21 protein-coding genes are annotated in these 22,729 nt (G+C 63.5%); 11 read left to right on the top strand and 10 right to left on the bottom strand.

The genetic code is table 11. From position 1 onward, the window contains the following. Positions 1-17: 17 nt before the first annotated feature. The 6 genes from VFW93_RS05710 to VFW93_RS05685 all read right to left on the bottom strand — a co-directional run bounded on the left by VFW93_RS05710 (position 18) and on the right by VFW93_RS05685 (position 5,703). Positions 18-767 (bottom strand): ABC transporter ATP-binding protein, encoded by a 750-nt coding sequence (locus VFW93_RS05710; RefSeq protein ID WP_329693026.1) that lies wholly within the window; start codon positions 765-767, stop codon positions 18-20. A 37-nt stretch (positions 768-804) separates the two neighbouring features. Then, on the bottom strand, positions 805-1,587 hold the full coding sequence (locus tag VFW93_RS05705; RefSeq protein ID WP_329693025.1) for an ABC transporter ATP-binding protein: 783 nt from the start codon (positions 1,585-1,587) through the stop codon (positions 805-807). Further along, a complete protein-coding gene (locus VFW93_RS05700; RefSeq protein ID WP_329693024.1) occupies positions 1,584-2,681 on the bottom strand; it encodes a branched-chain amino acid ABC transporter permease in 1,098 nt (365 codons plus the stop codon). The genes VFW93_RS05705 and VFW93_RS05700 overlap by 4 nt, the downstream gene beginning before the upstream one ends. 13 nt (positions 2,682-2,694) lie before the next feature. Further along, positions 2,695-3,618: a branched-chain amino acid ABC transporter permease gene (locus VFW93_RS05695; protein WP_329693023.1), complete on the bottom strand. Its 924-nt coding sequence runs from the start codon at positions 3,616-3,618 to the stop codon at positions 2,695-2,697. Between the two features lie 68 nt (positions 3,619-3,686). Then, on the bottom strand, positions 3,687-5,159 hold the full coding sequence (locus tag VFW93_RS05690) for an aldehyde dehydrogenase family protein (RefSeq protein WP_329693022.1): 1,473 nt from the start codon (positions 5,157-5,159) through the stop codon (positions 3,687-3,689). A 31-nt stretch (positions 5,160-5,190) separates the two neighbouring features. Continuing rightward, positions 5,191-5,703: a hypothetical protein gene (locus tag VFW93_RS05685; protein ID WP_329693021.1), complete on the bottom strand. Its 513-nt coding sequence runs from the start codon at positions 5,701-5,703 to the stop codon at positions 5,191-5,193. Positions 5,704-5,884: 181 nt separating this feature from the next. On the opposite strand from VFW93_RS05685, the gene VFW93_RS05680 reads away from it, so the two are divergent. Together VFW93_RS05680 and VFW93_RS05675 are read left to right on the top strand one after the other, a co-directional pair. Beyond that, positions 5,885-6,130: an RNA-binding S4 domain-containing protein gene (locus tag VFW93_RS05680; protein WP_329693020.1), complete on the top strand. Its 246-nt coding sequence runs from the start codon at positions 5,885-5,887 to the stop codon at positions 6,128-6,130. A gap of 103 nt (positions 6,131-6,233) precedes the next feature. Beyond that, positions 6,234-7,880 (top strand): acyl-CoA synthetase, encoded by a 1,647-nt coding sequence (locus VFW93_RS05675; RefSeq protein ID WP_329693019.1) that lies wholly within the window; start codon positions 6,234-6,236, stop codon positions 7,878-7,880. A 25-nt stretch (positions 7,881-7,905) separates the two neighbouring features. On the opposite strand, the gene VFW93_RS05670 is transcribed toward VFW93_RS05675, so the two are convergent. Then, positions 7,906-8,382, bottom strand: coding sequence for a hypothetical protein (locus VFW93_RS05670; protein WP_329693018.1), 477 nt, complete (start codon positions 8,380-8,382; stop codon positions 7,906-7,908). Positions 8,383-8,630: 248 nt separating this feature from the next. Here VFW93_RS05670 and VFW93_RS05665 point away from each other — a divergent pair, with 248 nt between their 5' ends. From VFW93_RS05665 to VFW93_RS05650, 4 genes are read left to right on the top strand one after another with little or no spacing between them, the layout of a single operon-like run. Beyond that, on the top strand, positions 8,631-11,033 hold the full coding sequence (locus tag VFW93_RS05665; protein ID WP_329693017.1) for a diguanylate cyclase: 2,403 nt from the start codon (positions 8,631-8,633) through the stop codon (positions 11,031-11,033). A 55-nt stretch (positions 11,034-11,088) separates the two neighbouring features. Continuing rightward, the gene (locus tag VFW93_RS05660; RefSeq protein WP_329693016.1) at positions 11,089-12,633 is read left to right on the top strand and encodes a malonyl-CoA synthase; all 1,545 of its coding nucleotides are present in this window, start codon (positions 11,089-11,091) and stop codon (positions 12,631-12,633) included. A gap of 54 nt (positions 12,634-12,687) precedes the next feature. Then, on the top strand, positions 12,688-13,446 hold the full coding sequence (locus VFW93_RS05655) for a class II aldolase/adducin family protein (RefSeq protein WP_329693015.1): 759 nt from the start codon (positions 12,688-12,690) through the stop codon (positions 13,444-13,446). Further along, the gene (locus tag VFW93_RS05650) at positions 13,443-14,177 is read left to right on the top strand and encodes a hypothetical protein (protein ID WP_329693014.1); all 735 of its coding nucleotides are present in this window, start codon (positions 13,443-13,445) and stop codon (positions 14,175-14,177) included. Before VFW93_RS05655 ends, VFW93_RS05650 begins: the two co-directional genes overlap by 4 nt. Here VFW93_RS05650 and VFW93_RS05645 read toward each other — a convergent pair. Further along, on the bottom strand, positions 14,155-15,045 hold the full coding sequence (locus tag VFW93_RS05645; protein ID WP_329693013.1) for an acyltransferase: 891 nt from the start codon (positions 15,043-15,045) through the stop codon (positions 14,155-14,157). The two genes, VFW93_RS05650 and VFW93_RS05645, sit on opposite strands and share 23 nt — an antisense overlap. 244 nt (positions 15,046-15,289) lie before the next feature. On the opposite strand from VFW93_RS05645, the gene VFW93_RS05640 reads away from it, so the two are divergent. From VFW93_RS05640 to VFW93_RS05625, 4 genes are all read left to right on the top strand, one after another. After that, positions 15,290-16,261, top strand: coding sequence for an HD-GYP domain-containing protein (locus VFW93_RS05640; protein WP_329693012.1), 972 nt, complete (start codon positions 15,290-15,292; stop codon positions 16,259-16,261). Between the two features lie 107 nt (positions 16,262-16,368). Next, on the top strand, positions 16,369-17,286 hold the full coding sequence (gene ppk2, locus VFW93_RS05635) for a polyphosphate kinase 2 (RefSeq protein WP_329693011.1): 918 nt from the start codon (positions 16,369-16,371) through the stop codon (positions 17,284-17,286). A 104-nt stretch (positions 17,287-17,390) separates the two neighbouring features. Next, positions 17,391-18,311: an ion channel gene (locus tag VFW93_RS05630; protein ID WP_329693010.1), complete on the top strand. Its 921-nt coding sequence runs from the start codon at positions 17,391-17,393 to the stop codon at positions 18,309-18,311. Positions 18,312-18,380: 69 nt separating this feature from the next. After that, positions 18,381-20,246, top strand: coding sequence for an ABC transporter ATP-binding protein (locus VFW93_RS05625; protein ID WP_329693009.1), 1,866 nt, complete (start codon positions 18,381-18,383; stop codon positions 20,244-20,246). Here VFW93_RS05625 and VFW93_RS05620 read toward each other — a convergent pair. Then, positions 20,231-21,280 (bottom strand): MerR family transcriptional regulator, encoded by a 1,050-nt coding sequence (locus VFW93_RS05620; protein WP_329693008.1) that lies wholly within the window; start codon positions 21,278-21,280, stop codon positions 20,231-20,233. The two genes, VFW93_RS05625 and VFW93_RS05620, sit on opposite strands and share 16 nt — an antisense overlap. Before the next feature lie 139 nt (positions 21,281-21,419). Here VFW93_RS05620 and VFW93_RS05615 point away from each other — a divergent pair, with 139 nt between their 5' ends. After that, complete coding sequence (locus VFW93_RS05615) at positions 21,420-21,731, top strand: high-potential iron-sulfur protein (protein ID WP_329693007.1); 312 nt, start codon at positions 21,420-21,422, stop codon at positions 21,729-21,731. Between the two features lie 28 nt (positions 21,732-21,759). On the opposite strand, the gene VFW93_RS05610 is transcribed toward VFW93_RS05615, so the two are convergent. Then, on the bottom strand, positions 21,760-22,729 hold a 970-nt coding region (locus VFW93_RS05610; protein ID WP_329693006.1), incomplete at its 5' end, for a GGDEF domain-containing phosphodiesterase.

Below are 22,729 nucleotides of genomic sequence, written 5' to 3'. Positions count from 1 at the left end.
TGGCCGACTACTGACCATCAGGCTCCCAGATACGCCGCCTGCACCTGCGGATTACCCAGCAGTTCGCTGGCAGCGCCTGACAAGGCCACTTCCCCCGAATCCAGCACATAAGCGCGATCGGCCATCTCCAGTGCACGGTGGGCGTTCTGCTCGACCAGCAGCACCGTGACACCCTGCCTGGCCACGTCCTGCACTACCTCGAAAATCTTGTCGACCATGATGGGTGACAAGCCCATCGAAGGCTCGTCCAGCAGCAGCAGCCTGGGGCGCGCCAGCAGCGCCCGGCCCATGGCCAGCATCTGCTGCTCACCGCCCGACAAGGTGCCGGCCAGTTGCTTGTGGCGCTCTTTCAAGCGCGGGAAGCGTTGGTAGACCGACTCGGTATCGGCCTCGATCTGGGCCTTGTCCTTGCGCAGGTAAGCGCCCATGCGCAGGTTCTCGTCGATGCTCATGCGCGTGAAAATGCCGCGGCCTTCCGGCACCATGACCAGGCCTTGCGAGACCAGATCCCAGGCGCCCTGCCCCTTGATGCTGCGGCCCTGGTACCGCACCTCGCCAGCTTGCGGTGCGAGCAGGCCGCAGATGGCCTTGAGCGTAGTCGTCTTGCCGGCGCCATTGGCGCCGATGAGGCTGACGAGTTCACCCTCATGCAGCTCGAGGTTCAGGTTCTTGACGGCCTTGATGCCGCCATAAGCGACGCTCAACTGGCGGATGGCCAGCAAGGGTGTCTGCGTGCCCCGCGTATCAACAGGCGATGCATCGGTCATGTTGGAAGATGTCGTGTGAGGCGTCATGGTGATCGGCTCAGGCAGTGGGCTGGTGGCCGCTGCCCAGATAGGCGGCGATCACGGCCGGATCACGCTGCACCTGGTCCGGCAAGCCGGATGCGATCAGCTTGCCCTGGTCCAGCACGGTCACGTGATCGCACAGGCCCATGACCAGTTTCACATCGTGTTCGATCAGCAGCACGGAACGGCCTTGCTGGCGAATGCGCTCGATCAGCTCGCGCAATTGCAGCTTCTCGGTCGCGTTCATGCCCGCAGCGGGTTCATCGAGCGCCAGCAACTTGGGCTCGGTGGCCAGTGCACGCGCGATCTCCAGGCGGCGTTGGTCGCCGTAGCTAAGCGTGCGAGCGGTCTGGTTGGCCTTGCCAGCCAGGCCCACGAACTCGAGCAGCGCCATGGCGTCACGCGTGATCAAACCTTCTTCATGCGTGAAGGCCTTGGTACGCAACAGCGCCTGCCACCAGCCGACCTTGGTCCGCACGTGGCGGCCCACACGCACGTTGTCGAGCGCGCTCATGTCGGCAAACAGGCGGATGTTCTGGAAGGTGCGCGCGATACCCGCCTGCGCCACCTTGTGCACGGCCGTGGGCTTGTAGGCCTTGCCCGCCAGCTCGAAGCGGCCTTGATCAGAAGGCACCAGGCCCGTGATCACGTTGAAGAAGGTGGTCTTGCCCGCGCCATTGGGGCCGATCAGGCCATGCACATGGCCCGCGGTGATGCTCAGGCCCACATCGCTCAAGGCCTGCACGCCGCCAAAGCGCTTGGACACGCCCGCCACAGTCAACAAGGTGGCAGCACTCATGCGCGACCTCCTTGTGCATCTTCATCAGGGATGAGGCGGTCTTCATGGCGCGGCGAAGGCCACAAGCCACGCGGGCGCATCAGCATGATGCCGATCATGGCCAGGGCCACCAGCAACTGCCGCAGGATGGCCGCATCGAGCCGCCCGCCCGTCATGGCTTGCAAGGGCCCCGCCACATGGCGCAGCACCTCGGGCAAGGCCGCCAGCAGGAAAGCACCCAGGATGACGCCGGGGATGTGCCCCAGGCCACCCAGCACCACCATGGCCACCACCAGCACCGACTCCTGCAGGCTGAAGGACTCAGGCGAGACAAAACCCTGGAAGCTGGCAAACAGCACGCCAGACACGCCACCAAAAGTGGCACCCAGCCCAAAGGCCAGCAGCTTGAGGTTGCGTGTGTTCAGGCCCATGGCCTTGGCGGCGATCTCGTCTTCACGGATGGCCATCCAGGCGCGCCCCAATCGCGAATCATGCAACCGCAGGCACATGATCACAGCCACCACCACGATCAACAGGAACAGGTAGTAGTGCAGCGTGACGGGCGGCAAAGTCAGCCCCGCCACATGCCAGGGCTGCCCCAGGCTCACGCCTCCCACGCTGATGGGGTCGATGCTGTTGATGCCTTTGGGGCCGTTGGTGATGTTGACGGGTGCATCCAGGTTATTCATGAACACACGGATGATTTCGCCAAAGCCCAGCGTGACGATGGCGAGGTAGTCGCCACGCAGCTTGAGGGTGGGTGCGCCCAGCAGCACACCGGCCAGGGCCGACACGCCTGCCGCGATCGGAATCGCAAGCCAGATGGGGGTGTGCAGCCCATCTGGGAACATCGCCGCAATGGCCGGGATGTTCTCGGTCAGGTGCGGCGAAGCCAGCAAGGCGAACATGTAGGCGCCCACCGCATAGAAGGCGATGTAGCCCAGGTCCAGCAGGCCAGCAAAGCCCACCACGATGTTGAGCCCCAGTGCCAGCAGGATGTAGAGCAAGGCCGTGTCAACAATGCGCACCCAGGCTTCGCCGAAGCCTTGCAACAGCAGTGGCAACACAGCCAGGGCCACGGCGCTGATCAGGAAGGTTTGCAGACGGTTCTTCATCTTGCTCCCCCCCTCAAGCGCGATCGGCCACGCGTTCACCCAGCAGGCCTTGAGGCCGCAAGGTCAGCACCAGAATCAGCACGGTGAAGGCAAAGATGTCCTGGTAGTTGCTGCCCAGCACGCCCCCTGTCAAGTCGCCGATATAGCCGGCGCCCATGGCTTCGATCACGCCCAGCAGGATGCCACCCACCATGGCCCCCCCCAGGTTGCCGATGCCGCCAAACACGGCGGCCGTGAAGGCCTTCAGGCCAGGCAGAAAACCCATGGTGTGCTGCACCGAGCCATAGTTGGCCGCCCACATCACACCGGCCAGGGCCGCCAGGGCGGCACCGATGATGAATGTCGCCGAAATGACTTTGTCGGGCTGCACCCCCATCAGTTGCGCCACACGCGGGTTCTCGGCCGTGGCGCGCATGGCCCGGCCCAGTTTCGTGCCGTTGATCAGGAACATCAGGCCAGCCAGCGTCACCGCCGTCACGCCCAGGATGAGGATCTGCACCATGTTGATCGAAGCGCCCAGGATCTCGTAGGGCTCATCAGGCAGCAGGATCGGGTACGGCTTGTAGTCGGGCTTCCAGATGATCATGGCGAGGGTCTGCAGCAGCAGCGACATGCCCATGGCGGTGATCAGCGGCGCCAGGCGCGGTGCGTTGCGAAGCGGCCGGTAGGCCAGCTTCTCGATCAGGTAATTCAAGGCCATGCAGGCCAGCATCGCCACCACCAGCGAAATCGCCAGCACGGCCCAGCCCGGCAGGCCACTGTCGGCCAGATGGGTGACGACCGTCCAGCTCACCAGGGCCCCGACCATGAGTACCTCGCCGTGGGCGAAGTTGATCAGGTTGATGATCCCGTAGACCATGGTGTAGCCCAGCGCCACCAGGGCATACATGCTGCCCAGCACCAGGCCGTTGATCAGTTGTTGAATGAAGGTATCCACGAGCTTCGCGACATGCAAAAAGCCCGCCATGTAGGCGGGCTGAGATGATCAGGCGTGCGGATTATCGGTCAGAACAGCGATGGCAGACGCAGGGAATCCACTGTCCAGCGGATCATCTTCTGCTTCAGGCCCGTGTACGGCGGGAAGAACATCTTGGCCATCAGCACCGGACCGGACTTCAGCACGGCGCGCTCATGCGAGAAGGCCTTGAAGCCGAACTCGCCGTGGGCGCTGCCGATACCGGAGTTGTTCACGCCACCGAACGGCAGGTTGCCGTGGGCGTAGTGCAGCACCACGTGGTTGATGGCCACGCCGCCGGAGCTGGTCTGGGCCAGGATCTGACGCATGCGCGCCTTGTTCTTGCTGAAGATGTACAGGGCCAGGGGCTTGGGCGCCGCGTTGATCTGGCGCACCACTTCACTGATGTCGCGGTAGGTGATCACGGGCAGCACCGGGCCGAAGATTTCTTCCGACATGATGCTGGCGTTGGCCGGGGCCTGTTCGATCAGCGTGGGCGAGATGTAGCAGCCGGGGATGTCCACATCGCCACCGATCAGCACCTTGGCGCCCTTGTCCTTGGCGTCCTGCAGCAGGCCGGCAATACGCTGGGTGTGGCGCTGGTTGATCACGCGGGTGAAGTCAGGGCTCTTGCGCTGGGCTTCGGGCGTGGCACCAAAGCGCTCGGCGATCACTTCACGGCAGGCCGCCACGAAACGGTCCTTGACCGACTCGTGCACATACAGGTGGTCCGGTGCCACGCAGATCTGGCCGCAGTTGGTGAACTTGCCCCACAGCAGGGTCTGGGCCGACAGCTTCAGGTCGGCCGACTCATCAACGATCACGGGCGACTTGCCACCCAGCTCCAGCGTGACGCTGGTCAGGTGCTTGGCGGCCGCTGCCATCACGACCTTGCCCACGGCAGGCGAGCCCGTGAAGAAGATGTGGTCGAAGGGCAGTTCCAGCAGGGCTTGCGACGTCTGCAAGGCGCCTTCGAACAGGGCCACTTCATTGCTCGGGAAGATCTCGGCGATCACCTCGGCCATCACGGCGCTGACGGCGGGCGTCATTTCAGAAGGCTTGAGGATGACCGTGTTGCCGGCGGCCAGGGCCGACACCAGCGGGCCGAAGCACAGGTTGAGCGGGAAGTTCCAGGGCGCGACGATCAGGCAACGGCCACGCGGCTGGTACTCGATCCAGCTCTGCGTGAACATGGTGGCCATCGTGGGCCACACGCGCTTGGGCGTGGCCCACTTCTTCAGATGAGAGATCGCATGGCGAATCTCATCCAGAACGGGCATGAACTCGGTGGCCTCCACTTCGGACGCAGGCTTGCGGTAGTCCAGCTGGAAGGCGTTGTAGAACGCTTCACGTCGGGCCATCATGGCATCGCGCAGCTTCTTCAAGCGGGCGATGCGCTCGGCGACGGTCGATTCACGCCAGGCAGTTGCCGTGGCGAGTTGCGACTCGAACACCCGCTGAATGTCAGCAGGGTTGGATTCGCCGGTGTGGGGGTCAACGATGTGCATATTGGGTCGGTTCATGCTTGTCTCCATCGATCAGGTCAGCCGGCACTCAGGCCTTGGTTTTGACAGCCTTTTTGGCGACTTGTTGAGCGGTGGCTTTCTTGGCGGCCGCCTTCTTCGCTGGGGCTTTGGTGGCCACCGCCTTCCTGGCAGGAGCCTGCTTCTTGTCTTCAACAGCCTTCACGGCCACGGCCTTTTGAACGGGAGCCGTCTTGATCGCTACCTTCTTCACCGCAGCCGGCTTCCGGGCGGGTGCCTTCTCGACCTTGGGCTGCTCGGCAGGGATGGCGGCAGCGCCACCCAGACCTGCACGAATCAGGCGGTCAACCAGGGCATTGAGGTTCACGCCTTCGCGCTCGGCCATCTCACGCAACTGGCGCGCCAGATCAATGTGCAGCTTCACGGCAAAGGGCAGCAAACCGGCGGCTTGATCCATCTTGCGCTGCTCGCGACGATCTGGCAAGGCGGTGGACCCTTGCGCGAAACGACCAGGAACCGCGGCCTTTTGCATCTGGCCTTTGATCTTCAGGCCCAGATTTTTTACCAGATCAGTTTTCTTCATGTGTCAGTGGAGCAGCCCCAAACGGGGACAATAGAGACCTTGAACACCGAGGCCTGCCAGGGCGTCGGGCACGGGCTGCACGGTATCTGAATACACAGCGGCCCACAATCCCGCGATTGTGCACTGACTGTGCAAGCGTTCACACTCCCGCGGCTTACGCATCAACCCTGATTCCTGTCTCATGGCGCCACTTCAACAAATCACCTTCGAGCTTCGCGGCGAATTCATCACCCTGGACAAACTGCTCAAGGCCTGCAGCCTGGCCGACAGCGGCGGGCGAGCCAAGACCATGGTGGCCGAGGGCCGCGTGCAGGTAGACGGGCAGGATGAACTGCGCAAGACAGCCAAGATCCGGGCCGGTCAGGTGGTGAGCGTGCAAGGCGCCCGCATCAAGGTGGTGCCCGAAGCGCCGTCCGAATCTGCCTGATCAGGCAGTACGTAATTCCCGCAAAACACGCAAATCCATGACTATCCCTGTTTGAAGGTCGGGTTTTCTGCGGCAGGATGTCGGCTCCCACAAGGAGACCTGCATGACCCACATCTTCGAGCAAGACCTGCCACGAACCGAAGCCAACTTCACCGCCTTCACGCCCCTGTCCTTCATCGAGCGCACGGCCACTGTCTACCCCAACAAGCTGGCCATCATTCACGGTGAACTGCGCCAGACCTGGGGCGAGACCTACAGCCGCTGCCGCCAATTGGCCAGCGCCCTCGCCCAACGCGGCATCGGCCTGGGCGACACCGTTGCCGTGATGCTGCCCAATACCCCGCCCATGGTCGAAGCCCACTTCGGCATCCCCATGGCAGGCGCGGTGCTCAACACCCTGAACACCCGACTCGACCCTGAAGCCCTGGCCTTCATGCTGGACCACGGCGAAGCCAAGGCCATCATCGTGGACCCGGAGTTCAGCGCCGTGATCGCCAAGGCCCTGGCTTTGCGCCAGACGCAACGCGACATCCTGGTGATCGACACCGAAGACGCGCTCTACACAGGCAAGACCGAACGCATCGGCAGCCTCAGCTACGACGAACTGGTCGCCAGCGGCGACGCCCACTTCGACTGGCAGATGCCCGCCGACGAGTGGCAGGCCATCAGCCTGAACTACACATCCGGCACCACCGGCAACCCCAAGGGCGTGGTCTACCACCACCGCGGCGCGGCGATGAACGCCGTCTCCAACATCCTCGAATGGGACATGCCCAAGCACGCCACCTACCTGTGGACGCTGCCCATGTTCCACTGCAATGGCTGGTGCTTCCCCTGGACGGTAGCCGCACGCGCTGCCGTCAACGTGTGCCTGCGCCGCGTCGATCCCAAAGCCATCTTCGATGCCATCCGCGCCCACAAGGTGAGCCACTACTGTGGCGCCCCCATCGTGCATGCCGCGCTGGTGGCTGCCCCTGCCGACCTCAAGCAAGGCATCACGCACCAGGTCAAGGCCATGGTGGCGGGCGCCGCACCGCCTGCAGCGATGATCGAAGGCATGGAGCAACTGGGCTTCGATCTGACTCACGTGTATGGCCTGACCGAGATCTACGGGCCGGCTGCCGTGTGCGTCAAGCACGAAGAGTGGGACCAGATGGATGTGGGCGAGCGCGCACGCCTGAACGCACGCCAGGGCGTGAACTACCACCTGCAGCGCAGCGTGACCGTGATGGACCCGATGACCATGCAGCCCGTGCCCGCCGACGGCGAAACCATGGGCGAGATCATGTTCCGCGGCAACATCACCATGAAGGGCTACCTGAAGAACCCCAAGGCCACGCAGGAGGCCTTCAAGGGCGGCTGGTTCCACACCGGAGACCTGGCCGTGATGTACCCCGACGGCTACGTCAAAATCAAGGACCGCAGCAAGGACATCATCATCTCGGGTGGCGAGAACATCTCTTCCATTGAAGTGGAAGACGTGCTCTACCGCCACCCCGCCGTGATGGCCGCAGCCGTGGTGGCCAAGCCCGACGAGAAGTGGGGCGAAACCCCTTGCGCCTTCATCGAACTGAAGGCCGGCGCACAAGTCACGGCCGAAGACATCATCGCGCATTGCAGGCTGCATCTGGCCGGCTTCAAGATCCCGCGCGCGGTGGTGTTCGGCGAGGTCCCCAAGACCTCCACCGGCAAGATCCAGAAGTTCGAGTTGCGCAAGCGGGCGGGCTCGGCTCAGGCCATCAACGTCTGAGCCCGCCCACCAGACCACGCACGCATCAGGTGATGGCCGCCCTGACCAGCTCAGGCAGGGCCGTCACCATGCGCAAGGTCTGGTCTGACACACCTTCCGGCGGCGCCACGCCGGAGGGGTCCGTCAACGACACCTCCGTCCGGCCATCAGGCAAGGCGCGTATCAGCACGGTCCAGGGCAGCTCGGGCAGGGCCTGCCCCTCTGCCTGACGCATGGGTGTCTGGCCGCCCTCGTCGCCCAACACCAGCACGCGGGCTTCGCCCTGATCGGGCGCGCCGCCGGGTGGCGTCACAGCGGTCTTCAGCAACACAGGCAAACCACTGCGACGAACCGAACGCTCGATCTGGCGAGCCGTTTCGTCTGCACCGTATTTGCTGGTCATCGTGATACGAGACCCGTACCCCTGCCTGTCTTCTTCCAGTTCGTCGCGCTGAGGCCAGCGCCCGGCCACGAGCAGGATCAGCGCCATGCAACCTGTCATCCAGTATCGAGTCATGCGCATATGCACCCTCCAGGTGTTGACACCTTGAGATCAGGTCGGTCGCAGCAAGTTCAAGCCCCACCATGCGCCTTTACGTTTCGTGATGTAAAGCCGCCTGGCGTGCTCGGTCAAATCCGCATTTGGCGCACGTAAATATCCCAACCCACAGACACAACTTTGTGCGTAACATCGCTGCTTCAAGTGATCGGCCCATCGAGAAAAACAGCCGACACGGGAGTGTTGATTGCCGAGTTGCTGGAGCCCTGTGAATGCCCGCTGCCCCGATTCCGCCAGATGAAAACCTCAGACTGGCGGCCCTGCGAGATCTCAATCTGCTGGATCTGGAAGGCGACCAGGAACTCAACCGGATCACGGCATTGGCGGCCAGCGTGCTGGACGTGCCCATCTGCCTCGTCTCGCTGGTGGATGAAGAGCGCCTGTGGTTCGCCGCGCATCACGGCACCGACGGCAACCAGTGGCCGCGTGAACTGAGCTTTTGCAGCCACGTGGTGCATGGCAGGAAGGCCATCATGGCTCACGACCTGCGCCTTGACGACCGCTTCGCCGACAACGACCTGGTCGTGCGTCGCCTGCCACCCATGCGCTTCTACGCCGGTGTACCCCTGGTGTTCGGTGAAGACCAGGTGGTGGGCACCTTGTGCGTGATGGACCAGCGCCCCCGCCCCGATTTCGATGAACGAAAACTGCAGCAGCTGATCCGCTTCAGTGAGATCGTGCATGACCAGATCCGCCTGCGTCAGGCACGGCTGCAGGTGCAGCAGGCGCACACGCTCTTCTCGTCCGGGCCCGTGGGCACGGTGGTGTGGGACAACCGGATCCCACCGCACCCCGTCTACCTGTCGGACAACCTGCACGACATCATCGGCAAGCGCCTGTCCGACGAGTTGCGCAACGAGCAGCCTTACATCGACATCGTCCACCCGGAAGATCAGGAGGCCATGCGCAGCAGCCTCAGCAGCCACCATCAAGGCTGCCTGCCCCAGCTGGAAATCAGCTACCGCCTGCGCCCTTCTCCGCGCGGCACACGCTGGGTCCACCAGGTCAACAAGGCCGATTACAACGAGGCCGGCGAGCTCGAACGCATCCGCAGCTACCTGTTCGACCTGACGCGCCAGAAGCAACTGGAGTCCTCCATCGAGGCCACAAAAGAACGGCTCTACCTCGCGCTCGAATCAGCCCGCATCGGCACCTGGGACGTCAACAACCAGACGCAGGAGTTGCTCATCAACGCACGCGCGGCCAGCATGATGGGCTACCGCGAGGATGAGGTCGAGCACAACAACCACAGTTGGCTGGACCTCGTCCACCCGCATGACCGCGTCAGCATCGACCGCGCAGCGTCGGACTACCGCAACCCGGCCATGGACGTGGTCGCACTCGAGTACCGCATCCGCCACAAGCGTGGTCACTACGTCTGGGTGCAAAGCCATGGCCGCGCCGTCGAGCGTGAAGACAACGGGCGGCCACGCCGCATCGTGGGCACCTTGATCGACATCACCGAGAGCAAGCAACAGGAATCCCTGCGCAACCGACAGCGCCAGTTGCTCAACCTGCTCAACCAGGCCCAAACCAGCTTCCTGCTCAACCGCAATGTGCAGGATGCCTGCGAGGCCTTGTTCGAACCTTTGCTGCGCATCAGCGACAGCGCCTTCGGCTTCATCGGCATCGTGCAGCACAACGAGCGTGGCCAGCCCTACCTGAACGTGCCCACCATCTCCGATCTGGACTGGCGCAGCAGCAAGGCTCGCCCTGGGCATTACGAGCGCCGTGCCGAAGGCATGCAGTTCCACCAGCTCGACAACCTGTTTGGCCATGTGGTGACGCACAACACCATCGTGCTGACCAATGAGCCCGGCACCCACCATGCCAGCCAGGGCACGCCCAACGGCCACCCACAGCTGCGCAACTTCCTGGGCATGCCCATCCGCTTTGACAACAAGGTGCTGGGCATGATCGCGCTGGGCAACCGCCCGGACGGCTTCGACGAGCAGATGGTGCAATTGCTCGAGCCGCTCGTTGTCACGCTGGGCACCCTCTTCCATGCGCGGGATCAGGAAGTGGCCCGCGTCAACGCCGAGCAGGAACTGCTGCGCCTGGCGACACGCGATGCCTTGACCGGCCTGGCCAACCGCCGCCACTTCTTCGACATCGCCGAGACCAGCCTGGTGCAGACCCGCCGCTATGGCACCCCCATGACCGTGGCCCTGCTCGATCTGGATCACTTCAAGCACATCAACGACACGCATGGCCATGCCGCGGGTGACGCCGTGCTCAACGCCTTCTCCGAGATCCTGCGTGCGTCACTTCGCGACACGGACACCCCGGCCCGCGTGGGTGGCGAAGAGTTCGCCGTGCTGCTGACCAACACGCCCTTGAACGAAGCGCTCATTGCGCTGGAGCGGATTCGCCACACCCTGGACGAGACGCCCATTCACGTCGGCGGCCGCCCCATCTATGCCACCGTGTCGATCGGTGCCGTGCAGTGGAACGCCAATCACCTCGATGTGGACGGCATGCTGGCCCATGCCGACGCGGCTCTGTACGCCGCCAAACGCCATGGCCGCAACCGCGTGCAGCTCTACCACGCCGAGCTGATGCAGATGGAAGCCACTGCCACCACCCCGCTGCGCGCGGCAAACGACGCGGCTTGAGTTACCGTATCGGGTGGCGCCATCCAGTGCACCCACCACGACACGCCCTCAAGCCATGAACCTGTTTACCGCCCTGCGCGCTGCCTGGCCTGCCACGCAGCAAGACACCGCCATCCTGACCGACACCGGCCTGGCCTACACCTGGCAGGACCTGGAACGTGCCACGGCCATGCTGGCCAATCTGCTCGACGGCCTGCATCTGCAGGGCGTGGAGGGCCGCCCGCCCGTGGTGGCTGCGCATGTGGACAAGTCCGTTGAAGCGCTGCTGCTGTATCTCGCCACGCTGCGTGCCGGCTGCGTCTTCCTGCCGCTCAACCCCGCCTACCGCGCCACCGAGCTCGAATACTTCGTCGGTGACGCCAGGCCAGCCGTGCTGGTGTGCCGCCCCGCCGATCAGGAATGGGTGATCCCGGTGGCCGCACATGGCCATGTCGAGCACCTCTTCACCCTGGGAGACGACCGCACGGGCAGCCTGCTGGCGCACGCCGCCCATCAGGAAGACGTGCACGAGCCCGCCGTGCGCCACACCGATGACCTGGCCGCCATCCTCTACACCTCCGGCACCACGGGCCGCAGCAAAGGCGCCATGCTCAGCCATGGCAACCTGCTGAGCAATGCCCGCACCCTGGTGCGCTACTGGGACTGGCGCCATGACGACTGCCTGATCCACGCCCTGCCCATCTTCCACATCCACGGCCTGTTCGTGGCCTGCCATTGCGCCTTGCTGTCAGGCACACCCATGCGCTGGCTGGGCAAGTTCGACCCCGCCAGCGTGCTGCGCGGAATGACCGATACACACAGCCCGCGCGCCACCTTGTTCATGGGCGTGCCCACCATGTATGTGCGCCTGCTGCAAGACAGCGGCCTCACGCCCGATGCCACGCTGCACATGCGCCTGTTCGTGAGTGGCTCGGCACCCATGCTGATGGCCACGCACGAGGCCTTTGCCCAACGCACCGGCCAGACCATCCTGGAGCGCTACGGCATGAGCGAGACCGGCATGCTGTGCTCCAACCCCTGCCGTCCGGTGGACGGCGCCCGATTGCCTGGCAGCGTGGGCCAGCCCTTGCCGGGCGTGTGTGTGCGCATCGTCGATGACCAGGGTGTTGAACTCGAGGCCGGCCACATCGGCCAGGTCGAGGTCAAAGGCCCCAATGTGTTTGGCGGCTACCTGGGCATGCCCGACAAGACCGCCGAGTCCTTCACGGCAGACGGCTGGTTCCGAACCGGCGACGTGGGCCACATGGATGAGCAAGGCTACGTGCACCTCTCCGGCCGCGCCAAGGACCTCATCATCACGGGCGGCTTCAATGTCTACCCGGCCGAGATCGAAAGCCACATTGACAAACTGCCCGGCGTGATCGAATCTGCCGTGATCGGCGTGCCGCACCCGGACTTCGGTGAGGGCGTGGTGGCCGTGATCGTAGCGCAGGCCGGCCATGCACTGCAAGAAGCCGACGTCATCCGCACGCTCAAGGACACGATCGCCGGCTTCAAGGTGCCCAAGCGCGTGTTCATGGTGGATGACCTGCCGCGCAATGCCATGGGCAAGGTGCAGAAGAACCTGCTGCGCCAGCACCATCAGCACACGTTCGCGTGACGCCCGACGTCATGCCCGGTCGTTTCAGTTTCAACAACCCCTGAGGAGACAAGCATGGACATCCCATCCCTGAAGGACAAGGTCAGCCCCGAAGAATGGCAACTGCGTGTGGATCTGGCCGCGGCCTACCGACTGGTGGCGCTGTATGGCTGGAGCGATCTGGTGTTCACGCACATCTCGGCGCGCATCCCCGGCCCCGAACACGCCTTCCTCATCAACCCCTATGGCCTGATGTTCGACGAGATCACGGCCTCCAGCCTGGTCAAGGTCGACCAGAACTGCAACAAGCTCAGCGACTCGCCCTTCTTCGTCAACCCGGCCGGCTTCACCATCCACAGCGCGGTGCATGCCGTGCGAGATGATGCCGGCTGCGTGCTGCACACGCACACGCGTGCCGGTGTCGGCGTCTCGGCGCAAAAGAACGGCGTGCTGCCCATCTCGCAGCAAAGCACCTTTGTGCTGGCCTCGCTGGCGTATCACGAGTATGAAGGCGTGGCCTTCCGCGAGGAAGAAAAGCCCCGCCTGCAAGCCGATCTGGGCGACAAGAACTTCCTCATGCTGCGCAACCACGGCCTGCTGACCGTGGGCCGCACGATTGCGGACGCCTTCCTGAGCATGTACATCTTCGAATCCACCTGCCAGATCCAGTTGGCTGCACAATCCGGCGGCGCAGCATTGACCGAGGTCAACCCGCTGATCCTGCAAGGCGTCGCGCACGCCATGAAGGTACAGACTGACGGCATGGGCGGCGCCTTTGTGTGGCCAGCCCTCATCCGCAAACTCGACCGAACCGACCAAAGCTACAAGACATGAAAAAAGTATGGATCATCAGTGGCCTGGTGGCAGCATCCTTTGCACTGGGCACCTTGATCGTGATGGGGCATGACATCTTCACGCCGGGCGATGCCAGCCAAACGCCCGTCAAACCCAGCGGCCTGCCCTGGCAGGTCGACGCTCTGCCCAACGGCGCCAGCAAGGTCATGGGCCTGACGCTGGGCCCGGCAGGCATCGCCAGCACGCTGGGCGACGCACAAAAGCTGTGGGGCGAGAACACGCAGATCGCCATCATCGCAGCGCCCGGTGAAGATGGCCTGCTGGAGGCCTTCGTGGACCCGGCCAGTGCCGGCTTCATCACCGGCAAGATCGTGATCACGGCTCATCTGGACAAGGCGGACATCCGGGCCATGCGTGAACGCGCGATCAAGGCCGAGTTCATGGAAAGCACAACGCGCAAATACACGCTCACGCCAGCTGATCTGCAGGCCGCCATGAGGGCCCCCATCGTGGCCTTGAGCTTCATCCCTCAAGCCAATCTGGATGCCGACACCATCATCGCCCGCTTCGGCCAACCTGCCGAGCGCGTGCGCAGCAACGGGCACCTGGAGCACTTCCTCTACCCCGCCAAGGGCCTGGATCTGGCCCTGGACACCGAAGGCAAGGAGCTCCTGCAATACGTGGCGCCGGCCGAGTTCGAGCGGCTGCGCCAACCGCTGATCAAGGCCGCGGCCAGCTCTCCGTCGACTACTTCAGCTTCCCAGCCTTGAAGTCAGCCGTGAGCTGATCGATTTCCAGGTCCTTGGCTTCCCAGATGCCATTGATCCATTGCTGCAAATGAGCGCGAGACGGCGGATCGCCGTTCTCGTTGACCAGCACGTCCTTGGGGATCTCGACCTGGCGTACGGACACGATCACATCGTCAATCCGGCCTGTCAGCAGGTCCACGAAAGTGGGCACACCCTTGGGATAGACGATGGTCACGTCCAGCATGCAGTTGAACAGCTCACCCATGGTCTCCAGGGCCATGCCCACGCCACCGGTCTTGGCCTTGAGCAGGTGCTTGTAAGGCGTCTTCTGCTCCTGCGCCTTGGACGGCGTATAACGCGTGCCCTCCATGAAACTGATCACCGACGTGGGGATCACCTTGTACTTCTCGCAAGCCTTGCGCGCCGTTTCCAGATCCTTCCTGGCACTGGCACCGCCCTTGCGTTTCATGAAGGGGAAGTCCAGCGCCCACCAGGCCAGGCCCATCAGGGGCACGTAGATCAACTCCTGCTTGATGAAGAACTTCAGCAGGGGGATCTTGCGGTTGAAGATCTTCTGCAGCACCAGGATGTCCACCCAACTCTGGTGGTTGCTGCTGACCAGATACCAGCCCTTGTAGGTGAACTTGTCGAGCCCCTGGAGATGCCAGCGCGTACGCCCCACCGCCGCCATCCACTTGCTGTTGACGGCGATCCAGGTCTCGGCGATGTTGGCCAGGATGAAGTCGATCACCAGCCGCACGAAGCGGAATGGCAGCACCAGCTTGACAAGCGCCAGAGGAAAGACCAGCGAGAAGGCCACCACGATGTTGACGACCAGCACGATGCTGGCAAACGCACCCTTGAGGAAGGACGAAATCCGATGAAGCATGACAGGGTGGGACGGATCGTCCCCGAAAAAATGCGACAGGTCGCGATTATGTGCACAGATGTACAGAAATCCATCTACCCCCATCAAACTCGTGCTGCGCTGCACGATTTGCAGGATTTGCCGGATTCGCGTGCGGTCGTTCACAGGCCGTCACGCTTTGTAGCCAGTATCCCCCTGTCCAGCATGGAACAGCTGTCGTAAGGTGTGTTCCACAGATCCCCGGCATTGACACAGGTGAGACCCCATGCAGGCCAGCTCCTTCGCAGTCCTTGATGAAGTCCCTCCCTTCGGCACACAGGACGCCGTGCCACCGGCCGTCAGCAACAAGCTCGTTGCACTGTGGCAGCAATGGCAAGCTCTGGCCGACGACCTCATGCCCCTGCTGCTGACGCCAAAGACCTGCCCTGATTTTCTGGGTGACATCACGGTCTGCGCCGGCACGGTGATGTCCCTGATTCGGCAGGCGCCGGATATCGGCATCTTCCACATGGTCTACCCCAACCCCGACAAGATGCACCGCTACAGCGTGCTGCACGCCATGCACACGGCCATGCTGCTGGCCCTGGTCGGGCAACGCAAGGACTGGGGCGACAAACGCACCGCCAGTGCCGTGAAAGCCGGCCTGACCATGAACCTGTCGATCACCAATCTGCAGATCGACCTGGCCATGCAGCACGCCCCCCTGAGCACCGCACAACGCGAAGCCATCGACACGCACCCGCTGACCAGCTGGAAGATGCTGCAGGAGCTGGGTGTGCGAGATGAAGAGTGGCTGATTGCCGTGGCCCAGCATCATGAGCAACCCGATGGCAAAGGCTATCCGCAGGGCCTGACCGACTTGCATCAACTGGCCGACGCCATTCGCACCTGCGATGTGTTTGGCGCCAAGATCAGCCCACGCATTGGCCGCACCGGCATGCCCACACCGCGCGCGGCTGCCGAGATCTTCCGCCAGCGCAGCGCCGGTTACTTCGGCGCCACCATCATCCGCGAGCTGGGTCTGTATCCGCCCGGCTGTCTGGTGGAACTCGCCACCGGCCACCAGGCCGTGGTGGTCAAGCGCAGCTGTGATCCCAATGCACCGGATGTGGTGACCTTGCCGGGATTCGAGCGATGCCGAGCCACGCAGGGCAGTGGCCGCCACATCATTGGCGCCGCGGCCGATCAGAGCTGGTCGGAACGCACCTCACCAGAAGAGATCCTGACGAACGCCTGATGCCCTCGCGCCCACATACCCGAGTGGCGCGGTCGGCCTCATCATCAAACTGACACGAAAGACTGGCAGCGTCTTCGGTTTGTGTTTTCATGAACCGGATTTGCACCATGTCCCGCCCCACGCCCCCCATTGACCAGGATCTGTTGCGTCGCCTGCAAGATGATGTGATCGACAGCTACGACGAAGAGCTGGAGATGGAAATCGACGACCGCCTGCTGGGCGGTGAACTGCAAGGGCTCAGCGCCGAAGCGCGCGAAACCCGCCGCATGTACTTTCGCGAACTGTTTCGCCTGCAAGGTGAACTGGTCAAACTGCAGGACTGGGTGGTGCACACCGGCGCGCGTGTGGTCGTGCTGTTTGAAGGCCGTGATGCAGCCGGCAAGGGCGGTGCCATCAAGCGCATCACGCAACGCCTGAACCCGCGCGTGTGCCGCGTGGCCGCCTTGCCGGCCCCCAACGACCGCGAAAAGACCCAGTGGTACTTCCAGCGCTATGTGGCTCACCTGCCGGCCGCCGGCGAGATCGTGCTGTTCGATCGCAGCTGGTACAACCGCGCGGGCGTCGAGCGCGTGATGGGCTTTTGCTCGGACGACGAGCTCGAGGAGTTCTTCCGCTCCGTCCCCGAGTTCGAGAAGATGCTGGTACGCAGCGGCATCAAGCTGTTCAAGTACTGGTTCTCGGTGTCGGACGACGAACAGGAAGCCCGCTTCATTGCCCGCATCCAGGACCCGCTCAAGCAATGGAAGCTCAGCCCCATGGACCTGGAAAGCCGCCGACGCTGGGAGGACTACACCCGCGCCAAGGAAGTCATGCTGGAGCGCACGCACATTCCCGAGGCGCCCTGGTGGGTCGTCCAGGCCGTGGACAAGAAGCGATCGCGCCTGAACTGCATGCACCACCTGCTGCAACAGATGCCGTATCACGAGATCGAACACGAGCCGGTGGCCCTGCCGCCGCGCGTGCGCCGCGAAGACTACATTCGCCAACCCGTGCCTCAGAGCATGATCGTCCCCGAAATCTATTGAAGACTTCACGCCAGGCGCCTTCGCATCCTCATTAGCCCGCACCCACAAATGATCGAGCGGGCGTAGACTGGTTTTCAACGAAGTCTTGCGAAGGAGGGCCGCCCATGGTGACCTCTCGGACCAGTCTCCTGGCCCTGTTCATGCGCCTGATGGCGGTAGCCCGCTACCGCTTCATCGCGGAACTGACCGGCATGTTCATGCTGATGTGGGTGGTGGGTGCGGCGCTTGTGTACTACTTCGAAGCCGGCCACAGCGCGAAGGTGCACTCCTTCGGCGAGGCCTTCTACGGCCTGCTCGTCACCATGACGACCTCCGGTGATTCCGCCGTTCAGCCCATCACCACGCCCGGACGGGTCGTGGTGGGCATCGCCCTGATTCTCTCCAAGCTGTTGACCGCCTTGCTCTGCGCGCTGGCGGCGGCCGTCCTCATCGAGCGCAAGGTCAAGGAAGACATGGGGTTGAAAATGCACAAGCTGAACCAACACGTGGTCATCGTCGGCTGGAACCTCAAGGGGCCCCAGATCATCCGCACCCTGCGCAGCGAGCCGCAGTTCGAGCACGCCCCCATCCTGGTCATGGCCGACCTGGATCACAAGCCGATTGACGACCCGCTGTTGATGTTCACGCGTGCCAGCTACCCGATACGCGGCGAGGCCATCGACCGTGCCTGCCTGCCGGATGCTGCCACCATCGTGGTGCTGGCCAACTACGCCGAAAAGCAGAATGCGGACGCGTTGACGGCCATCAACTGCATGGTCGCCCGCAAGGCCAATCGTGACGCCCGCATCATCGCGGAACTGCTGGACCCCAGCCAGCGCATGTACATCGAGGCCGCGGGCGCCGATCTGGTCGTGGGCATCGGCGAGGTGGGTGGCTTCCTGCTGGCCGAGGCCACCATCGGCAACGAGCAGGCGCGCCAGTTGCTGCACTTCGTGGCCGAATCCGGCCGCAAGCCGACGGTCGAACAAGCGGCTTTGTCCAGCCAACCCGCTGCAATCCGCGAACCCGCCTGCGCCACAAAGTAGTGGCGCCACACGCGCGGGCCACAAACACGGTACGCTTGGGCGTTTTGCGCCCTGGTGGAGCCTTTGCCCGTGCTGAGCTGGTTTGAACGACTGATCGATCCCTATCCTGAAACGCCGCCTGCGGTGCCCCCCAAGGGCTTCTTTGCCTTCGTCTGGGAGGGCACGCGTGGCCAGCGCCGTTTCATCCTGGGCATGACCACGCTCACGGCTGCCATCGGCGCCTTCGAGGCCTTGCTGTTCAACATGTTGGGCAGCGTGGTGGACTGGCTCAGCCAGGTTCCCCCCGCCGAGTTGTGGACGCAATCACGCGACAAGCTGCTCATGCTGGCCGCCATCCTGCTGGCCAGCCCCTTGGCCGTGCTGCTGCAGACCGTGATCAAGCACCAGACACTGGCCGGCAACTTCCCCATGAAGATGCGCTGGAACTTCCACCGCCTCATGCTCAACCAGAGCATGGGCTTCTACCAGGACGAGTTCGCCGGGCGCGTGGCCACCAAGGTCATGCAGACGGCGATTGCCGTGCGCGACACCTGCTTCATCGTGGCCGACATCCTGGTCTTCGTGGCCATCTACTTCGTCACCATGACGGTGGTGGTTGGCCGCTTCGACCTGTGGCTCATCATGCCCTTCCTGGGCTGGCTGACGCTGTACGTGATTTCGGTGAGCTACTTCGTGCCCCGCCTGGCGCGCAAGTCCAAGGAACAGGCCGATGCCCGATCCACGATGACCGGGCGCATCACCGATGCCTACACCAACATCGCCACGGTCAAGCTGTTCTCGCACGCCAACCGCGAAGCCCACTACGCGCGCTCGGCCATGAAGGACTTCATGAAGACCGTGTACGGCCAGATGCGTCTGGTCAGCGGCTTCGAAGTCATCAACCATTCGCTGAGCATGCTGCTCATCCTGTCCACGACCGGGCTGGCACTGTGGCTGTGGAGCCATGGGCAGGTCGGCATCGGCGCGGTGGCGGCTGCCACGGCCATGGCCCTGCGCCTCAATGGCATCTCGCACTGGATGATGTGGGAAGTGGCCATGCTGTTCGAGCACATCGGCACCATCCAGGACGGCATCACCACCCTGTCACGCCCGCACACAGTGCTGGATCAGCCGCAGGCCAGGCCGCTGCAGGTGCAGCAAGGCGACATCCGCTTTCAGAACGTGCGCTTTGCCTATGGTGGCGAGCGCGCCGTGATCGATGGCCTGAACCTGCACATCCAGCCCGGTGAAAAGATCGGCCTGGTGGGGCGCTCCGGCGCAGGCAAGTCCACCATCGTCAACCTGCTGCTGCGCTTTTATGACGTGGAGGGCGGCCAGTTGCTGATCGACGGCCAGGACATCAGCCGCGTCAGGCAAGACAGCCTGCGCGCACAGATCGGCATGGTCACGCAGGACACCTCGCTGCTGCACCGATCCGTGCGTGACAACATCCTGTACGGCCGCCCAGACGCCACCGATGCCGACATGATCGAAGCGGCCACCAAGGCCGAGGCACACGAGTTCATCCAGACGCTGTCCGACCCCAAGGGCCGTACGGCCTATGACGCCCACGTGGGTGAACGCGGCGTGAAGCTCTCAGGCGGCCAGCGCCAGCGCATCGCGATTGCCCGCGTGATGCTCAAGGACGCGCCCATCCTCCTGCTCGATGAAGCCACCAGCGCACTGGACTCCGAAGTGGAAGCGGCGATCCAGGCCAGCCTGTACAGGCTGATGGAGGGCAAGACCGTGGTGGCCATCGCGCACCGCCTGTCCACCATCGCAGCCATGGACCGGCTCATCGTGCTCGACAAGGGCCGCATCGTGGAAGAAGGCGACCACGCCACGCTGCTGGCCCAAGGTGGCCTGTACGCGCGCTTGTGGGCCCATCAAAGCGGTGGCTTCCTGGGTGAAGAAGCCGACGATGAAGAAGCCTCAGGCGCTCAGGCTGTGGCTTGAGCCTTGTCCGGCACCGGGATGCCTTCGGCCTGCGCCACCGTGATCAGGGCCTCTTCCATCAAGGCGCGGGCATGTCCCGCCACGCGGTAAAGATAGGCGTGCAAGGCCACGTCGGCGGGTTCGCGGCTTTCGCAATCGGCGCTGTAGGACTCGAACTGCCCCAGCAGGGTCACCAGATGGGCCAGGTGCTGCGGGCATTCGCAAGCCACACGCGGCATGGACTGCACCAGACCGGCCAACAAGGCGCTGTCGAATCTGGGTGAAGGGGCCGGATCAGGAACGTGCCGCAAACCGCGCGCCACGCTGCGCCAGCCCCTGACCGCATCCATGAGCGACTGCATCAACTCAGGCGCAGCCACAGGGGCGCGATGAAGGATGGCCCCACGTGCATGCAAGGCACCCGTAACCTGGCTGCTGGCAAAGCCGTACACCGTCAGGATCTGCCTGGCGCCCACCAGACGCTGCAAGCGCACCAGCCAGTCCACCGTCTCCATGTGCAAGGCTGGCAGATCCGCCAGCACCAGATCGGCCACCACGCCACGCAGCGACAACTCGGATGCCGGGCTGCCGTCGATGGCCTTGACCACAAGCACGCCATCATCCTTGAACGAATGCAGGTGGTCCTGCCAGCGCAACGCGGCGTCCTTGCCGACGAGCAGCACGCGAATGGACTCGTGGTGCCTGCCGGCCTCGTCCGAGCGCACCCGCTCCACTGGCGCGACGGCACCGTTCAACACGCTCTCGGTCTGATCAGCCTCGTCCATCAGATCCTGCAAGGCGGCCGTGTCCATCCGGGCCAGCATGCCGATGCCATGACCGCGGTTCACCAGTTGCTTGATCAGCACCAGGCGACGCACATCCTGGCTGGAATACAGGCGCTGCCCGGAGGGCGTTTGCGTTGGCCCAACGACCTGATAACGTCGCTCCCATACCCGCAATGTGGCCACCGGTATATTGACCATGCGAGCCGCAGCGCTGCTGCGGTAGCTGGGCACAAGGGCATCCTCAGCCTTTGATCTCGGTTCTTCGGACATGCAACACCTCGAATCTTGACTGAACTCAAATTGAACTAGCTTTGCGTCATTGTGACAACGTCCAAACCGCAGAAGCAGGTCGAAAATGAGTCAAAGTGGATTCAGGCATTTTTTCCCCACTCAAATGGAGCACACACCCATGACCAGCCGTCGCCAATTCATGATGACCATCGTCCCCGCCGCCGCCGCCCTGTCGGTGATGGGCAGCGCCCGTGCCGCCGATGCAGCCAAGGCCGATGAAAAAGACCCCGCAGCCGTTGGCCTGGGTTACAAGCACGACGCCACCAAGGTGGACGCCAAGAAGTACCCCACCTACAAGGCTGGTGCCGTTTGTGGCAACTGCCAGTTTTTCCAGGGCAAGGCCGGTGACGCCTGGGGCGGCTGCCCGCTGCTTGCCGGCAAGCAGGTCAATGGCAAGGGCTGGTGCTCGGGCTACGCCAAGAAGGCCTGATCCCAGCCTCTCTTGAGGCCGCTGCGGGTCACGCCACTTCCGTGACCCGTGCCAGGGTGCCGTGGTCGAGCGTCTGGGTCAACCAGTCTTCGAACGCGGCAGTCGGCATGGGCTTGGCAAACCAGTAGCCTTGCCCTTCATCACACCCCAGCGCCCGCAGGTTCTGCATCATGCCCAGGGTCTCCACACCCTCAGCAATGCTGCTCAAGCCCAGGCCCGCCGCCATCTGGATGATGGCGCGCACGATGGCCACTTCGTCTGGATGGCGCTCCAGATCGCGCACAAAGCTCTGATCGATCTTGAGCTTGTCCACCGAGAAACGCTTCAGGTACGACAGGCTGGAATAGCCCGTTCCAAAGTCGTCGATCGCGAGCTTCACGCCCAGGGCCTTCAGCGCCTTGAGCCTGCGCTCCACACTTTCCACGTCACTGATCAGCACGGATTCGGTCAACTCCAGCTCCAGCTGGTTGGCTGGCAGCCCTGAACGGGCCAGCGCCTGCGACACCACCTGCTCGACCTCGCCTCGCTTGAACTGCAGCGCCGACAGGTTCACCGCCACCGTCAAAGGTGGAAAGCCCTTGTCGATCCAGGCCTTGGCCTGCCGGCATGCTTCCTCGATCACCCAATCGCCAATGGGCACGATCAGGCCGCTGTCTTCTGCCACCGGGATGAACTTGCCGGGCGGCACCAGGCCCCACTCGGGATGCTGCCAGCGAATCAACGCTTCTGCGCCAAACACGCGCCCTGTCGCCAGGTCCACCTGGGGTTGATAGTGCAGCACGAACTGCTTGAGCTCCAGGGCGCGGCGCAGGCCGTTGCGCATGGAGAGTTTCTCGACCGACTCCGCGTTCATGCGGTCGTCAAAGAAGCGATAGGTGTTGCGCCCCTCCTCCTTGGAGCGGTACATGGCCGTGTCCGCGCGCTGCAGCAGGATCTCGAAATCCTCGCCGTCGTTGGGCGCCATGGCAATGCCGATGGACGCAGAGATCGACAACTCC

Source organism: Aquabacterium sp. (assembly GCF_036279675.1).
Taxonomy (GTDB): domain Bacteria; phylum Pseudomonadota; class Gammaproteobacteria; order Burkholderiales; family Burkholderiaceae_C; genus Aquabacterium.
The sequence above is the reverse complement of the archived record's forward strand: the minus strand, read 5'-3'. Positions and strand labels throughout refer to the sequence as shown.

What these genes read in the sequence shown, in the direction of transcription:
- VFW93_RS05685 (WP_329693021.1), bottom strand. Translation starts at nt 5,703, where the DNA reads ATGAAGAAAACTGATCTGGTAAAAAATCTGGGCCTGAAGATCAAAGGC.
- VFW93_RS05615 (WP_329693007.1), top strand. Translation starts at nt 21,420, where the DNA reads ATGACCAGCCGTCGCCAATTCATGATGACCATCGTCCCCGCCGCCGCC.
- VFW93_RS05660 (WP_329693016.1), top strand. Translation starts at nt 11,089, where the DNA reads ATGAACCTGTTTACCGCCCTGCGCGCTGCCTGGCCTGCCACGCAGCAA.
- VFW93_RS05705 (WP_329693025.1), bottom strand. Translation starts at nt 1,587, where the DNA reads ATGAGTGCTGCCACCTTGTTGACTGTGGCGGGCGTGTCCAAGCGCTTT.
- VFW93_RS05690 (WP_329693022.1), bottom strand. Translation starts at nt 5,159, where the DNA reads ATGAACCGACCCAATATGCACATCGTTGACCCCCACACCGGCGAATCC.
- VFW93_RS05670 (WP_329693018.1), bottom strand. Translation starts at nt 8,382, where the DNA reads ATGCGCATGACTCGATACTGGATGACAGGTTGCATGGCGCTGATCCTG.
- ppk2 (WP_329693011.1), top strand. Translation starts at nt 16,369, where the DNA reads ATGTCCCGCCCCACGCCCCCCATTGACCAGGATCTGTTGCGTCGCCTG.
- VFW93_RS05675 (WP_329693019.1), top strand. Translation starts at nt 6,234, where the DNA reads ATGACCCACATCTTCGAGCAAGACCTGCCACGAACCGAAGCCAACTTC.
- VFW93_RS05700 (WP_329693024.1), bottom strand. Translation starts at nt 2,681, where the DNA reads ATGAAGAACCGTCTGCAAACCTTCCTGATCAGCGCCGTGGCCCTGGCT.
- VFW93_RS05645 (WP_329693013.1), bottom strand. Translation starts at nt 15,045, where the DNA reads ATGCTTCATCGGATTTCGTCCTTCCTCAAGGGTGCGTTTGCCAGCATC.
- VFW93_RS05655 (WP_329693015.1), top strand. Translation starts at nt 12,688, where the DNA reads ATGGACATCCCATCCCTGAAGGACAAGGTCAGCCCCGAAGAATGGCAA.
- VFW93_RS05630 (WP_329693010.1), top strand. Translation starts at nt 17,391, where the DNA reads ATGGTGACCTCTCGGACCAGTCTCCTGGCCCTGTTCATGCGCCTGATG.
- VFW93_RS05620 (WP_329693008.1), bottom strand. Translation starts at nt 21,280, where the DNA reads ATGTCCGAAGAACCGAGATCAAAGGCTGAGGATGCCCTTGTGCCCAGC.
- VFW93_RS05665 (WP_329693017.1), top strand. Translation starts at nt 8,631, where the DNA reads ATGCCCGCTGCCCCGATTCCGCCAGATGAAAACCTCAGACTGGCGGCC.
- VFW93_RS05710 (WP_329693026.1), bottom strand. Translation starts at nt 767, where the DNA reads ATGACCGATGCATCGCCTGTTGATACGCGGGGCACGCAGACACCCTTG.
- VFW93_RS05680 (WP_329693020.1), top strand. Translation starts at nt 5,885, where the DNA reads ATGGCGCCACTTCAACAAATCACCTTCGAGCTTCGCGGCGAATTCATC.
- VFW93_RS05640 (WP_329693012.1), top strand. Translation starts at nt 15,290, where the DNA reads ATGCAGGCCAGCTCCTTCGCAGTCCTTGATGAAGTCCCTCCCTTCGGC.
- VFW93_RS05650 (WP_329693014.1), top strand. Translation starts at nt 13,443, where the DNA reads ATGAAAAAAGTATGGATCATCAGTGGCCTGGTGGCAGCATCCTTTGCA.